The organism is Actinomyces qiguomingii, from assembly GCF_004102025.1.
Classification (GTDB): Bacteria; Actinomycetota; Actinomycetes; order Actinomycetales; family Actinomycetaceae; genus Actinomyces; species Actinomyces qiguomingii.
Genome location: NZ_CP025228.1, coordinates 3517178 through 3531410, shown reverse-complemented (window position 1 = coordinate 3531410; position 14233 = coordinate 3517178). Strand labels below are relative to the sequence as shown.

Annotated in this window: 11 protein-coding genes; 6 read left to right on the top strand and 5 right to left on the bottom strand. The window is 69.1% G+C overall.

Translation table 11 applies throughout. From position 1 onward, the window contains the following. The first annotated feature begins 3 nt into the window (after positions 1-3). The 3 genes from CWT10_RS14730 to CWT10_RS14720 all read left to right on the top strand — a co-directional run bounded on the left by CWT10_RS14730 (position 4) and on the right by CWT10_RS14720 (position 4021). A complete protein-coding gene (locus CWT10_RS14730) occupies positions 4-774 on the top strand; it encodes a DeoR/GlpR family DNA-binding transcription regulator (protein WP_103061625.1) in 771 nt (256 codons plus the stop codon). Continuing rightward, on the top strand, positions 771-1772 hold the full coding sequence (locus tag CWT10_RS14725) for a 1-phosphofructokinase family hexose kinase (protein ID WP_103061626.1): 1002 nt from the start codon (positions 771-773) through the stop codon (positions 1770-1772). Before CWT10_RS14730 ends, CWT10_RS14725 begins: the two co-directional genes overlap by 4 nt. A gap of 125 nt (positions 1773-1897) precedes the next feature. Further along, positions 1898-4021, top strand: coding sequence for a PTS fructose transporter subunit IIABC (locus CWT10_RS14720; protein ID WP_103061627.1), 2124 nt, complete (start codon positions 1898-1900; stop codon positions 4019-4021). A 284-nt stretch (positions 4022-4305) separates the two neighbouring features. Here CWT10_RS14720 and CWT10_RS14715 read toward each other — a convergent pair whose 3' ends face one another. The 4 genes from CWT10_RS14715 to CWT10_RS14700 all read right to left on the bottom strand — a co-directional run bounded on the left by CWT10_RS14715 (position 4306) and on the right by CWT10_RS14700 (position 7979). After that, a complete protein-coding gene (locus CWT10_RS14715; protein ID WP_103061628.1) occupies positions 4306-4818 on the bottom strand; it encodes a hypothetical protein in 513 nt (170 codons plus the stop codon). Between the two features lie 90 nt (positions 4819-4908). Then, entirely contained in the window at positions 4909-5229 is a 321-nt protein-coding gene (locus CWT10_RS14710; RefSeq protein ID WP_128683551.1) for a hypothetical protein, read from the bottom strand. Positions 5230-5417: 188 nt separating this feature from the next. Next, positions 5418-5849, bottom strand: coding sequence for a hypothetical protein (locus tag CWT10_RS14705; RefSeq protein ID WP_233187961.1), 432 nt, complete (start codon positions 5847-5849; stop codon positions 5418-5420). 36 nt (positions 5850-5885) lie between these two features. Further along, positions 5886-7979, bottom strand: a complete 2094-nt coding sequence (locus CWT10_RS14700) for a hypothetical protein (RefSeq protein ID WP_146032370.1) — start codon at positions 7977-7979, stop codon at positions 5886-5888. Between the two features lie 384 nt (positions 7980-8363). On the opposite strand from CWT10_RS14700, the gene CWT10_RS14695 reads away from it, so the two are divergent. The 3 genes from CWT10_RS14695 to purM all read left to right on the top strand — a co-directional run bounded on the left by CWT10_RS14695 (position 8364) and on the right by purM (position 13747). Beyond that, a complete protein-coding gene (locus CWT10_RS14695) occupies positions 8364-10664 on the top strand; it encodes a bifunctional metallophosphatase/5'-nucleotidase (protein ID WP_103061631.1) in 2301 nt (766 codons plus the stop codon). Positions 10665-10793: 129 nt separating this feature from the next. Beyond that, positions 10794-12557 carry an amidophosphoribosyltransferase gene (gene purF, locus CWT10_RS14690; RefSeq protein WP_103061632.1) on the top strand — a complete coding sequence of 588 codons (1764 nt, stop codon included), beginning with the start codon at positions 10794-10796 and terminating at the stop codon, positions 12555-12557. Next, positions 12554-13747: a phosphoribosylformylglycinamidine cyclo-ligase gene (purM, locus tag CWT10_RS14685; protein WP_103061633.1), complete on the top strand. Its 1194-nt coding sequence runs from the start codon at positions 12554-12556 to the stop codon at positions 13745-13747. The genes purF and purM overlap by 4 nt, the downstream gene beginning before the upstream one ends. Before the next feature lie 111 nt (positions 13748-13858). Here the strand turns inward: purM and CWT10_RS14680 are convergent, their stop codons facing one another. After that, on the bottom strand, positions 13859-14071 hold the full coding sequence (locus CWT10_RS14680) for a DUF3073 domain-containing protein (RefSeq protein WP_103061643.1): 213 nt from the start codon (positions 14069-14071) through the stop codon (positions 13859-13861). Positions 14072-14233 lie beyond the last annotated feature (162 nt).

Below are 14233 nucleotides of genomic sequence, written 5' to 3'. Positions count from 1 at the left end.
GCAATGAATGCCGAGCAACGCCAGCAGGACATCGTCGACGCGGTCGCACGCGAGGGCCGCGTCGCCGTCGCCGACCTGGCTGCCCGTTACGGCGTGACCGTCGAGACCATCCGCCGTGACCTGACCGCCCTTGACCGGGCCGGTGCCGTACGCAAGGTCCACGGAGGCGCCGTACCCGCCACCGTCCTGGCGCTGCCGGAGACCGCCGTGGCCGAGCGCGAACTGCTCGGTGCCGCCGCCAAACAGGCTATCGCCGCCGCTGCGGTCGGTGCCCTGGGGCTGCGCCCCGGTGCCACCGTCCTGCTGGACGCCGGCACCACCGTCGGCTGTCTGGCCCGTCTGCTGCCCGAAGGACTGGACCTGCACGTCATCACCGATTCCGTGCTCACCGCCGCCCTGCTGGCCGGCCGCAACGACCTATCCGTGCGCATGCTCGGCGGCCAGGTACGCGGCATCACCCAGGCGGCCGTCGGCCCCGAGGCCCTGGAGGCACTGGCCGCACTGCGGGTGAGCGTGGCCATCATGGGCACCAACGGCCTGACCGCCGAGCACGGCCTGTCCACCCCCGACCCGGATGAGGCGGCCGTCAAGCGGGCGATGGTTCGCGCCGCAGGCCGAGTCGTCGTCCTGGCCGACGCCACCAAAATCGGCCAAGAACATCTGGTCTCCTTCGCCGACCTGGACGAGGTCGACCTGTTGGTCACCGACGCCGCCCTCCCCAGCCCACTAGCCGCCCAACTCGCCGACTCAGGAACCGAGGTACTTCTCGCATGATCATCACCCTCACCCCAAATCCCTCGCTGGACCGCACGGTCACGCTCGCCGGGCCGCTTGTGCGCGGCGGGGTCAATCGCCTCCGGTCGGTCACCACCGAGCCGGGCGGCAAGGGGCTCAACGTGGCCCGTGTGCTCGCGCGCTCGGGCCAGGAGGTCACCGCCATCTTGCCCGCACCCGATTACGACCCGCTGGTGAGCGCCCTGAAGGCGTTGGACGCCGTGGGCCTGTCAGCGGTCACAGTCGACGTGGCCGGCGCGGTGCGTATCAACACCGCCGTGACGGAGCCGGACGGAACCACCACCAAACTCAACGAGCCGGGCGCCGGCCTGGCCACTGCCGAGGTCGGCGCAGTCGAGGCGGCGCTGCGTGAGGCCGTCGCGGTGGGGGCCGATACGGGCGCCGGGAACAGCTGGGCCGTACTGTCCGGCTCGCTTCCGCCGGGTGCTCCCAGCGACTGGTATGCGCGCCTGGTCGGTCTGTTGCGCCAGGCGGCACCCTGGCTGCGCATCGCCGTCGACACCTCGGACGCACCCCTGGCGGCTCTGGCCGCCGCCCTGCCGGACGCCGCCCCCGACCTGATCAAACCCAATGGTGAGGAGCTCGGCCAACTCGCCGGGCTGCCCGCCGAGCGCGCCACGGCCCTGGAGGAGGGGGCCATCGCCGGTGACTACGCGCCCGTGGCTGCGGCTGCCCGCGTGCTGGTGGACCGGGGGGTGCGGGCGGTGATGGCCACTCTGGGCGGCGCCGGCGCCGTGCTGGTAACCGCGGACGGAGCCTGGCGGGCCTCCGCTCCCGCCGTGCCGGTCATCTCCACCGTCGGCGCGGGCGATTCCTCTGTCGCCGGTTACATCCTCGCCGACGTTCGCGGAGAGAGCGCCCCGCGGCGCCTGGCCACCGCCATGGCCTACGGCTCCGCCGCCGCCGGCCTGCCCGGAACCACCCTGCCCGGCCCCGGCGACCTGCCGGACCGCAGCGCCGTAGTCACCGAGCTGTGAGCCCCCGGTCCGCAAGCACCTACCAGAACCAACCTGCCCGGCGCGAGCCACCGGTCCGCGCATCCGATCCCAACCCGCGCCGCAACGGCGGAGCGGCACTACCAGGAGACAACAAGGAAAACACCATGTCCCAGCCCACCAATTCAGCGAACACGCCGCTGATCGTCCCCGAACTTGTTCGTTTGGACGCATCTGCGGGCACCGACAAGCAGGCGGTCATCAACTATCTGGCCGACGTCGTCGCCGCCGCGGGCCGTGCCGACACCAATGAGGGGCTCGCCGCGGACGCCCTGGCCCGTGAGGCCACCGCGCCCACCGGCATTCCCGGCGGCATCGCCATCCCGCACTGCCGCAGCCCACATGTGCTGGCCCCCTCCCTCGGCTTCGCTCGGCTGACCGAGCCGGTTGACTTCGGTGCCGCCGACGGCCAGGGCGCCGACCTCGTGTTCATGATCGCCGCCCCCGCCGGCGCCGACGACTTCCACCTGCAGCTGCTGGCCAAACTGGCCCGTGGCCTGATGAAGTCCGAGTTCACCGACGCCCTGCGGGCCGCGGCCACCCCCGAGGACGCCGCCCGGCTGGTCACCGCGCAGGTTCAGCCCGAGCTGCTCGACGACGACGCCGCCTCCGCCGAGCAGCCGGCCGCGGGGGAGGGGACCACCGCCCCATCTGCGGCGGCGACCGCCGACACCGGACGCGTCATTGTCGGCGTCTCCTCCTGCCCCACCGGCATCGCCCACACCTTCATGGCCGCCGAAGCGCTCGAGCAGGCCGGCAAGGAGCGCGGCGTGACCGTGCGCATCGAGGGTCAGGGATCGGGCAAGATCGACTGGCTCGACGCCGATCTGATCCAGTCGGCCGACGCCGTCATCTTCGCCCACGATCTGCCGGTCAAGGGCCTGGAGCGCTTCGCCGGCAAGCCCGTGATCGACGTCGGCGTCAAGGCCGCCGTGAACGATGCCGGCTCGCTGGTGGACCAGGCCCTGGCTGCCATTGACGACCCCGACGCCAAGCGCGTGACCGCGGCCGCGGGCGGAGAATCCGAGGGTGAGGAGGAGCAGGTCCACTGGGCGCGGCGCCTGCAACGCTCGGTGATGACCGGCGTGTCCTACATGATCCCCTTCGTAGCCGCGGGTGGTCTGCTGACCGCTCTGGGATTCCTCTTCGGCGGCTACGATATCGGCAGCACCGCGCAGAACATCGTGATCGGCAATGCCGATGAGGGGCTCGCGGCCTCCAGCCTGTGGAACCTGCCGGATCTGAACAATCCGGACTATGCCGCCCCGCACGCTCTGGGCGGCTCCCCGCTGATGGCCTATATCGGTGCGGTCTTCGCTCTTCTGGGCGGCGCGGCCATGAACTTCCTGGTGCCCGCGCTGGCCGGTTACACGGCCTTCGGCCTGGCCGGACGTCCCGGTATCGCCCCCGGATTCGCCATGGGCGCCCTGTCGGTGGCCATCGGTGCCGGTTTCATCGGGGGTCTGATCGGTGGTCTGCTGGCCGGTTACATGGCCGCCTGGCTGGCGGGCCTGGACGTGCCCCGCTGGCTGCGCAGCCTGATGCCGGTGGTAATCATCCCGCTGTGCACCACGCTGGTGGTCGGCTCCCTGATGTACATGGTTCTGGGCAACCCCCTGGCCTCCTTGATGAACTGGCTCAGCCAGTCGCTGACCTCCATGGCCGACTCCGGCTCCGCCGTAATCCTGGGTGTGATCCTCGGTCTGATGATGTGCTTCGACCTGGGCGGTCCGGTCAACAAGGCCGCCTACCTGTTCGCCTCCGCCGGTCTGTCCGCGGCCACCACTGCCTCCTACGAGATCATGGCCGCTGTTATGGCGGCCGGCATGGTTCCGCCGCTGGCCTTGGCCCTGGCCACCACCGTGCGTCCGGGACTGTTCACCGATGTCGAGCGGGACAATGGGCGGGCCGCCTGGCTGCTGGGCGCCTCCTTCATCTCCGAGGGCGCCATCCCCTTCGCGGCCGCCGACCCGCTGCGCATCATCCCGCCGTCCATGCTGGGCGGCGCCGTCACCGGTGCCCTGTCCATGGCGCTGCACGTGGGTTCGCGGGCTCCGCACGGCGGCATCTTCGTGTTCTTCGCGATTGACAACCTGCTCGGCTTCTTCATCTCCATCATCGCCGGAATGGTCGTCACCGCCATCTGCGTGCTCGTCCTCAAGCAGGCCCGGGCCCGCAAGCTCGCCGCTGAGGCCGCGGCCGAGGCGCAGCCCGCCGCCGTGGCCGCCTGAGCCGGAGCGGCACGGAGCGGCGCTTCCTATCCCGGGCGCCCTCCCCGCCACCGAGTTCGGTAGAAATAACCACCGAGTTCGGTAGAAATAACCACCGAGTTCGGTTGAAGTAACCACCGAGTTCAGTTGAAGTAACCACCGAGTTCGGTTGAAGTAACCACCGAGTTCGGTCGAAATAACCACCGAGTTCGGTTGTTATTACCGTCGAGGTCGGCCGATACGGCCGGCCTCGACGCGTTTCCGGCGGCCCGGGCAAGCCTTCCGTCTCCCTCGGCTGCTCTGTGCTATCGGCCTCTGCCGGAGATCCAGTGGGGTAGCCGCCCGGTTTTGGTGGCGGGCTGTGGCTGGGGCGTGAATACGCCGGGTGCGTCGGTGAAGTACTGGGGGTACTCGGTCATGGGGTTGTGTTCGGCGTGGTTGACCCAGGAGGTGTTGATCTGTTCCGGGGTTATGCCTGGGGTGAGCACTACGTGGTTTTGGAAGAAGTCGTCGGTCAGCCACAGGGCGAGGTTGGGGTCGGGGTTGAGGGAGCGCACCCAGGCGGCGACCTCGGCGACGGCGGTGGTTCCGGATAGTGCGTCGACGCCGATGGTCTGGTTATCGGGGAAGTGACAGACCTCTAGTTCTTCGCCGTCGAAGATGGGGAAGACGTCGGCGTCGGAGTCGTGGGGTCCGTGACTGGCGAGGAAGGTGCGGCATCCGGGCCAGTGCTGCTGGGCGGCGGTGATGAAGGTGTCCCGGTCGGCGATGATCAGGTCGGTGGGGCCGGGTGGCAGGATCGTGTACTTGGCGCTCATGGGTGGTTCCTCGCTTGGTTGGAGATCTCCGGGGTGCCGACCCGGGGAGGGTGCTGGGGCGGTCTGTTCTGTTTGGGGTGCGCCAGGGGCTTAGGGCATGAGCTTGACAGTCACGGGGAAGTCGGCGCCCAATACCTCTCGGGCCCGCTGCTGTAGGAGAGCCACAGATTGCTTGGTGTTGGTGACGAGTATGAGTTTGCCGAGCGGGTTGCTCGGGTGGTTGATGGTGCGCCCGTGGCGCTCCAGTTCGCGGTCGAGCTGGCGGTACAGGCCGCGTGGTCTGGCGCCGCGGTACTGGGTGGCGGGGTCGCCAGCGTACTTGCTCAGCCAGGAGGTCGCGTAGTCATCCTCCAGGGTGATTTTGTCGATCGCCACCGTCTCCCCGGGGATGCCGGTGGGGACGATGCGCACCACAAGGCTCCTGTTGTCTGCCGCGGGCGCTTCAGTCGACTCGTTGTCGGGCCCGTGCCCGTGAGGGTGTCGTCTACTCACCGTGCCTCACCTACGCTTCTACGTTCCTCACACCGGCCGGATATCCGGCCGGCGAGTCGCCGTTACGTTACCGCCACATGCCGGGGTCCGCAATGCCGGTGGCAGACTCAGTTGCCGAAGTATTCCGGGTACTCGACTGCCGGGTCGTGCTCGGCGTGGTCGACCCATGAGGCGCGTATCTGCTCCGGGGTGATGCCGGGGGTGAGTACGACGTGGCCAGTGAAGAACATGTCAGTCAACCAGAGAACGAAGTCAGGGTCTGGATTCAAGGTGCGCACCCATGCGGCGACTTCTGCAATCCCCCGGTCGGGTAATGCGCCACGAGCTGATACAACTTTTCCGTCAGGAAAGTGAAATACCTGCATCTCGGTGCCATCGAATATCGGGAAGATGTCTACATCTGAGTCGTGTTCTCCATGTCCGGCGTGGAATATGCGACATCCGGGCCATTGCTTCTGGGCGGCACGAATAAAAGTGTCTTTGTCTGCGATGATCGAGTCTGTGTGTCCTGGAGGCAGTATCGAATAATATGAACTCATGAGTCTTTCCTTGTCTGTGCTATTGTGTAGGCATCCTTAGGGGATTACCTTGATGGTCAGTTGGATGTCGTCGCCGAGTATACTGTGGGCGCGTTGCCCGAGGAATTCGGCGGCTTTCTCGGTGTTGGTGACGAGAGTGAGACCTCCTAGGGGATTGTCTGGATTTCGTATCGCCCGCCCGTATCGCTCTATCTCTAGGTCGAATTGTCGGTATAGAAACTCCGGCTTATTGCCTCCTTCGTATAGAGCATTCGCTCCGCCTGCAGTGTGTTTTGCTTCGTAGGCCATGGCGATGTTCCCTTCCTTGGTGACGGCGTCTGCCACGATGGTCTCGCCGGGGACGCCTGTGGGGATGACGCGCTCGACGTTGGTGCCTAGGACGCGGTGTTGGTACTGGATTGCGGTGGTAGAGGGTTTGCGGACGACGGTGCGCAGTCCGTTGACCCAGTCGCTTACTTGTTGTTTGGTCCAGGTGCGGGCGGCGGAGCGGCCGGCTTGTTCTGCTGCGGTTTCTGCGGCTTGGCGGGTGGTTTGTCTGGTGGCGGCGGTGGTGACTGCCCGGCGGGTGCCCAGTGCGATGGCGGAGCCGGGTATGAAGGTCAGGGCGAAGTCGAGGGTGTCGAGTAGTAGTTGGCCGGGGGTGGTGTTCTTGGGGTATTCGGTGAAGGCGGTGTTGGGGTCGCGTAGGAAGGAGGCCAGACCGTGGCCGTGGGCGAAGGCCCAGGTGATGGCTCCGGCGATTCCTAGGGCGAGTCCGACCGAGCTGCAGGCGGCCAGGGCGAGCATGGCGATGTAGGCGGTTACCGCGATTTGTTGGCCGAAGGTGAGTTGGTCCCACCAGTAGGCCAGGGCGTCCAGGAGGCCGGCGAAGAAGACCTGGTCCCCGTCGGTGGTTACCGACACCCCGATGGTGCGGGCCATGGTCAGTCCGTAGGCCAGGCAGGCCGCGGCGGCGGCCAGGCCGATGGCGAGGGCGGTGAGTCGGAATCGGTGCCGGGAGGCGGGTTCGGGGCCGGGGGTTGCCTGGGCCTGGGTGTGGGCGCGGGCTTGTATGACCGATGCTTGTGCTTGGCGGCCGGTGACCATGCGGGCGGCCCGGTCCAGGCCGGGCCGGGTGTAGGCGCCCAGAATGGTGGTGAGGTCGGCGCGTGTGGAGGTCGCTAGCGCCCGCACCAACCCGGCCAGGGACCGCAGCCACCCCCACAGGACAGAACCCACGCCAGAACCGACGCCGGAGCCCGACACCGGTATGCCCGACCTCGGCGCCCCGGCCCGCGGCGCCCCGGCCCCCGGCACACCGGAGCCCGGCGCCCCGGAACCCGGCGCCGGCGTGGGGCCTCCCACTGGCGGCGTGGGGCCTGCTGCCGGCGGGAGGCCGCCGGAACCGGCGCCGATGCCCGGAACCGAAGCCGGGGCTGGCTGTGTTGGCGGCGCTATGGCTTGTACCGCTGCTGGTTGGGCTGCGTCTGTGGTGGGTGTGGTGGCGTGCTGCCGGTGATGAACGTCGATGAGTAGGCAGATGATGAAGGCGATGGCGGCGAGCCAGGGTTGGGCGTGTCCGCGACCTGCGGCGGCCCAGGCCAGGATCATCCAGTCGGGTATGCCCTGCCCGGACTCCACCCAGGAGTAGGAGGCGGCGGTGGCGTTGTAGGCGGCGTGGTCGGTGATCACCACCAGCCCCGCCAGGGCCGCTGGCGTCCATGCCAGTAGTCGGCGTGCCACCATCCGCCCGGTCAGCCTGGTGGTTGCGTGTCTGGTGGTGGTGGGGTTGCGCCACAGGGTGATGCTGATCGCGATCGCGCAGGCCACGAGCATGGTGGAGGTCTGGTGGCCGACCACCATGGTTGATCCGCCGTGATCATCGCCTGTCAGTAGGCCGATCAGGCCGGAGTCGGGGAGGCTGAAGGCGCCGGAGGTGAAGGGGTTCAGGCCGTAGGTGATGCGGCGTTCGCCCAGGAGGGAGGCCAGCATTCCGGGGGCGGGCAGGCGTCTGGCGGTGTCCTCGGCGATGGTGAAACCGGCGCCGGCGGCTAGGGCCAGCAGCCCGGTACAGGCGGTCATGAACACCGCCGGCACCATCGCCACCCCGACCCGCGGCACCAGGACCAGCACCACCAGCAGCAACACCACCGCGGCGCGCTGGCTGAACCTCGAGACCCAGAACAACCCCCGCGCGAACCGGTCGTGCCGCCCCAGCCAGTCGCGCCATCCCGCCAACGCCCGCTCCCACGTCCTGGCGTGGAGCTTGTCTCCGGCGCGGCTCAGTGAGCCAGTCGCGCCATCTCGCCAACGTCCGTTCCCACAGCTCCGGTGGTGCCGGAGCGGACGGGGCAACCGAGGCTGCTCGCAGGAGCCACCAGGAATAAGTGGCGAAACCGTAATGCCCGGTATGTTGCGATGCCAAACACGTGCTGGCAGCCGGCTCCCGGAGACGCGGCTCCATTGGGCCCGCGGCGGTGTGAAGTGACCTACACTGGTCGGGTCCTCCGCCCCACTGACCTCCCGAGAACGCTCATGACACACCTATATCGCCGCCTTGCCGCCTTCACGGTGGCCCTCGCCCTGGGCACCCTCGCACCGGCACTGACCACTCCGGCCACGGCGGCCGCGGAGCCGGCCGAGGCAACCACTACGCTGAACATCCTCGGCATCACCGACCTGCACGGCCACATCGAGACCACCGGCGACGAGCCCGGCGCCGTCACCCTGGCCTGTGAGATCGCGGCCGCCCGCGCCCGCAACCCCAGCACGCTCTTCGTCTCCAACGGAGACAACGTCGGCGGCAGCGCCTACATCTCCTCCGTCCTGGACGACCAGCCCACCATCGACGTCCTCAACGCCATCGGCCTGGACGTCACCAGCGCCGGCAACCACGAGTTCGACAAGGGCATCACCGACCTCGCCGATCGCCTCCTGCCCGCCTTCAACGCCCCGGTCCTGTCCGCCAACGTCACTGGCAACGCCGCGCTGACTGCCGAGGGCTCGGGAGATGGCATTTGGATCACCGAGGTCGACGGCGTTCGGGTCGGCTTCATCGGCGTCGTCACCGAGGAGCTGCCCAGTCTGGTGTCCAAGTCCGCGCTGGAGGGCCTGACCGTCTCAGACGCCACCGCCACCGCCAACGCGCGCGCCCGAACCCTCAAGGACGGCGACGCCGCCAACGGGGAGGCCGACGTCGTTGTGGTCCTGGCCCACCAGGACGCCGCCATCTACGGCAACCAGTTCAACGGCGCCGTCGACGCCGTCGTCGCCGGCCACACCCATGTGCCCTTCGCCGAGGTGGTGAAGTCGACCGAGGGCACGGATATCGCCGTCGTCCAGCCCGACCACTACGGGCTCAAGCTCGGAGAGATCTCCCTGACGGTGACCACATCCGCCGACGGCACCAAGAACGTCACCGCCGCCACTGCTCGGAACCTGGACCTGGCGGGCTCCAACTGCACCACCGACGCCTACGGGGTGGCCGGGATCGTCGCGCAGGCGAAGGCGGATTCCGAGATCGCCGGCAACGAGGTACTGACCACGCTGGGATCGGACTTCCTGCGCGGCACCAATGACGGCGCGGACTACGGCGCCAACCGCTCCACCGAGTCCACGGCCTCCAACCTCATTGCCACCTCCTTCGGCTCCTGGCTGGCGCAGGACATCCAGCCGGCCACCGACTACGCGATCGGATTGATGAATCCCGGTGGCGTGCGCGCCGACTACTTTGCGGGCGAACTCACCGCGGGCGAGGCCTACATGGTGCAGCCCTTCGGCAATGAGATGGCCTACGCGACCTACACCGGTGCCGAGGTCAAGCAGGTTTTCGCCGAGCAGTTCCAGCCGACGACCACGCGCGCCACGCTCATGCTGGGAACCTCCGACAACGTCGAGGTCTACCTGGACCAGGAGGCCGCCGACCGGCTCGAGGACTACTTCACGCGGATCTCCAACGCCTCCGAAGCGGAGCGGGCCGCCCTCATTGAGAGTCTTGCCGATGACATCGCCGAGGCGCGCTCGCGGGTGGTTGACGCCGTCTACATCGACGGCAAGCTGCTCGAGGATGCGGCGAGCGTCACCGTTGCCTCCAACACCTTCCTGCTGGCGGGCGGTGACAACTTCACCACCCTGGGCGACAAGACGATGATCAACACCGGCATTCTCGATCGCACGGTCACCTCCGAGTACTTGGTGCGGGTGGCGCCGGCCACCGCCTCCTTCCGTACACACCAGGTGGGTACCGCCCTGGCTATCGACGGCGATACGGTGACGGCCCGTCTGACCGGTCTGAGCTACTCGGCCACCGTCGAGCAGGGCGTGGGTGACGCCGCAGTCGCGGTCGCCGCCACCGTAGCCATGGCCGACGGCTCGGTCCGCACGCTGACAACGAGCGACATCGACGCCACGGTCACCCCGGGCCTGCCCGAGACCGGCCAGGCGACGCTCACCTTCACGCTTCCCGACGGCGTCGCCACCCAGGCTTGCACGATCGACGGCGTGAGCACGACGTGCGCGGTTGTCTCCTTTACCGTCACCAAGGCCGACGGCACCACCGATACCCTCGCCGTCACCGCCCAGGTCGCCCGCCCGGTATCCGCCGGGCCGACGGCGACCCCGGGAACGCCGACGGCGGGCGCAGCCCCGACGGCGGGACCGACCGCCGCGGCTCCGGGGCCAGGTGGAGTGCCGACTGCCAGCGCGACATCGACGACGGGGCGCGGCAAGCAGGGAGCGCTGGCCCGCACCGGCGCACCGATGGTCCTCGGTGTGCTGGCCCTCGGCCTGATGGGCGGTGGCGCGCTATTGCGCACTCGCCGAGTTCGGTCGGAATGACCGCCGAGTTCGGTCGACGTTACTGCCGAGTTCGGTCGACGTTACTGCCGAGTTCGGTAGATATGGGCGCCTTCCGTCCGTTCGCGCCGATCTCGGCGAGGGACGCGGTGCGTGTGAGACAATGCCTGAGTGAGCTTTGGCGACTCCGGCCTGACCACCCCGCCCCCAAACGACGCGCTCGCCCCTACGCATCCCGAACCACCGCTCGCCCCCGGCGCAGAGGTGAACGAAGAGTGCGGCGTTTTCGGCGTCTGGGCGCCGGGGGAGGAGGCCTCCCGCCTGACCTATTTCGGCCTGTACGCCCTCCAGCACCGCGGCCAGGAGGCCGCCGGTATCGCCTCCACCGACGGCCGCAACATCCTGGTCTACAAGGACCTGGGCCTGGTCTCCCAGATCTTCGACGACGGCACCCTGTCCAGCCTCACCGGGCACCTCGCCGTCGGGCATGTCCGCTACGCCACCCAGGGCGCGGGCACCTGGGAGAACGCGCAGCCGATGCTCGGGCCGGTGGCCGGCTCCACCCTGGCGCTGACCCACAACGGGAACCTCACCAACACCCGCGAGCTCATGGAGGCGGTCCACCGCACCAGCGGGGAGGACCTGACCGGCGAGCTCGGCCGCGGCTCCTCCACGGACACCGCGGTCATCGCCGCCCTGATGGAGCTGGTCTCCCAGCGCGGCCGCCTGGACGCCTGGGACTACGACGCCGTCGACGCCGAGTCCTCCCTGTACCTACCGGTGGCCGACGCCGACGCCTCCCCGCCGCTGAGCATCTCCGCCACCGCTCGGCGCGTGCTGCCCCTGCTGCGTGGCGCCTTCTCCCTGGTGTTCATGGACGAGCACACCCTGTACGCCGCCCGCGACCCGCACGGCGTGCGCCCCCTCGTGCTCGGCCGCCTGCAGCGCGGCTGGGTGATCGCCTCCGAGAGTGCCGCCCTGGACATTCTCGGGGCCGCCTTCGTCAGGGAGATCGAGCCCGGGGAGCTGATCGAGATAGACGCCGACGGCGTGCGCTCCACACGCTTCGCCTCCCCGCGGCGGGCCGGCTGCGTGTTCGAGTACGTCTACCTGGCCCGCCCGGACACGCGCATTGCCGGCACCTCGGTGATCGCCGCCCGCAATGCCATGGGTGCGGCGCTGGCCAGCGAGCACCCGGTGGACGCCGACCTGGTGATCGCCACCCCCGAGTCGGGTACCCCGGCCGCCATCGGCTACGCCCAGGCCTCCGGCATCCCCTACGGGCAGGGCCTGGTGAAGAACACCTATGTGGGCCGCACCTTCATCCAACCCACCCAGACCCTGCGCCAGTTGGGCATCCGTTTGAAGCTCAACCCGGTGCGTGAGGTGATTGCCGGTAAGAGACTGATCGTCGTCGACGACTCGATTGTGCGCGGCAACACCCAGCGTGCGCTGGTGCGCATGCTGCGGGAGGCCGGTGCAGCCGAGGTGCATGTGCGCATCTCCTCCCCGCCGGTGCTGTGGCCCTGCTATTACGGCGTCGACTTCGCCACCCGTGCCGAACTGATCGCCACCGGCATGAGCGTGGAGGAGATCCGCGACTCCATCGGCGCCGACTCCCTCGGCTACCTGTCGGTGCAGGCGATGGTCGCCGCCTCCGGTCTGAGCGCCGATGCCCTGTGCACCGCCTGTTTCACGGGCAACTACCCCACCGCCACGCCCACGCCGAGCGCGGTCGCAGCCAACACCCCTGCCGTCTCCCGCGTGCCCGGAGCCTACCGGCGCCGCCGTGGCGAGGCGTCTGCGGGCAGTGCCCCACGTGGGATCACCCGCCCGGACCTGGGCGCCGGCAGCCCGCACCAGGTATCCGCCGACGCCGCCTCCGTCGCTCCCATTCCCATCCCAACAACCGCACCGGAAGGACCCGCCCGATGAGTCAGAGCGCAGCTGCCGCCGACGCCCCGGACGCTGACAACCACGCCGCCGACGCCCCGGATGCGCCCATCACCTACGCCGCCGCCGGCGTCGACACGGCCGCGGGGGACCGCGCCGTAGAACTGATGAAGGCGTCGGTCGCCGCCACCATGACGCCCGCCGTCGTCGGGGAGGTGGGCGGCTTCGCCGGGATGGTTGACGTCTCTGAGCTGCGCGGCTACCGCCGCCCCCTGCTGGCAACCTCCACCGACGGGGTGGGCACGAAGGTCGCCATCGCCCAGGCGCTCGACGTGCATGACACCATTGGCCAAGACCTGGTCGGCATGGTGATCGATGACATCGTGGTGGTCGGCGCCCGCCCCCTGCTGATGACCGACTACATTGCCTGCGGCAAGGTGGTCCCGCAGCGAATCGCCGACATCGTGCGCGGCGTCGCCCAGGCCTGCGCCGCCGTCGGCACGCCCCTGCTGGGTGGGGAGACGGCCGAGCACCCCGGGCTGATGGGGCCGGGAGAGTACGACGTCGCCGGTGCCGCCACCGGTGTGGTGGAGGCCGATCGGACACTGAGCGCCCAGCGGGTGCGGCCCGGGGACGTGCTTGTGGCGCTGGCTGCCTCCGGCCTGCACTCCAACGGCTACTCGCTGGTGCGGCGCGTGGTCGAGCACGCCGGCTGGTCCCTGGACCGGGAGGTGCCCGAGTTCGGTCGCACGCTCGGTGAGGAGCTGCTGGAGCCGACTCGGCTGTACACGCGGATGCTGCTTGATCTGATCGCGCAGGTGGACCCCGCCGACGCCGATCCGGACCGGCTGCGCATACGCGCCCTCGCCCACATCACCGGTGGCGGCCTGGGGGCGAACCTGGCCCGCGTTCTGCCCGCCGGGATCGTGGCCGACGTCGAACGTGGCAGCTGGGAGGTGCCCGTGGTCTTCGACGTCGTGCGCCGCCTCGGCGCGGTCCCCTGGGACGACCTGGAATCCACCCTCAACCTGGGGGTGGGCATGGTGGCCGTGGTAGCGGCCGATGCGGTCGCTGAGGTGCTGTGGGGAGCCGAGGCCGCGGGGGTACCCGCCTGGGTGCTGGGCGTGCTCCATGACGCCGAGAACTACACGCCCCGGGGCCGGATGGTTTCCGGCACCAAGGGCGTCGACGGCGGAATCGTCGACCTGCGGGGGGCCTATCGGACCACCTGAGCGGAACTCCGGGGCGGTCGTGCGGCCACCTGGCGCAGCCGCAACGCGCCGCCTGCACGGGTGCCGCAGGCATGGCGCAGGGCGTGGCAGTCGCCGTGCACCGCTGCCGGGTCAGGCCTCGTCGTCCTCGTCATCCCAGTCGTCGACGGCGTACTTGGCAGCGAGCTCCTCGTACATGTCTTCGTCACTTTGGGTGTCGGGGGACGTCGCGGATGACGACGTGGCAAGCTCTCGTTCGAGAGCCGCGTAGTCCGTCTCCGGGCTGAAGTACTTGAGCTTGCGAGCGACCTTGGTCGCCTTGGCCTTCTGACGGCCGCGCCCCATAGGCTCGACCCCCTCCAACATATCTCTGGGCGCGCCGTGGGCGCGCAGCAACTGGGCAAATGTGTCGTGGGGCAACCGTACAACGTTGCCGCCTCGGAACACCATTCCACAGGCAGCACGTCGACCGTGGTAAGGCCCACGGACACAGGCGGCGAAGCCGGG

Coding starts and splice junctions, on each gene's coding strand:
- purM (WP_103061633.1), top strand. CDS start 12,554: ATGAGTCAGAGCGCAGCTGCCGCCGACGCCCCGGACGCTGACAACCAC.
- CWT10_RS14720 (WP_103061627.1), top strand. CDS start 1,898: ATGTCCCAGCCCACCAATTCAGCGAACACGCCGCTGATCGTCCCCGAA.
- CWT10_RS14730 (WP_103061625.1), top strand. CDS start 4: ATGAATGCCGAGCAACGCCAGCAGGACATCGTCGACGCGGTCGCACGC.
- CWT10_RS14680 (WP_103061643.1), bottom strand. CDS start 14,071: ATGGGGCGCGGCCGTCAGAAGGCCAAGGCGACCAAGGTCGCTCGCAAG.
- CWT10_RS14695 (WP_103061631.1), top strand. CDS start 8,364: ATGACACACCTATATCGCCGCCTTGCCGCCTTCACGGTGGCCCTCGCC.
- CWT10_RS14705 (WP_233187961.1), bottom strand. CDS start 5,849: ATGAGTTCATATTATTCGATACTGCCTCCAGGACACACAGACTCGATC.
- CWT10_RS14715 (WP_103061628.1), bottom strand. CDS start 4,818: ATGAGCGCCAAGTACACGATCCTGCCACCCGGCCCCACCGACCTGATC.
- CWT10_RS14725 (WP_103061626.1), top strand. CDS start 771: ATGATCATCACCCTCACCCCAAATCCCTCGCTGGACCGCACGGTCACG.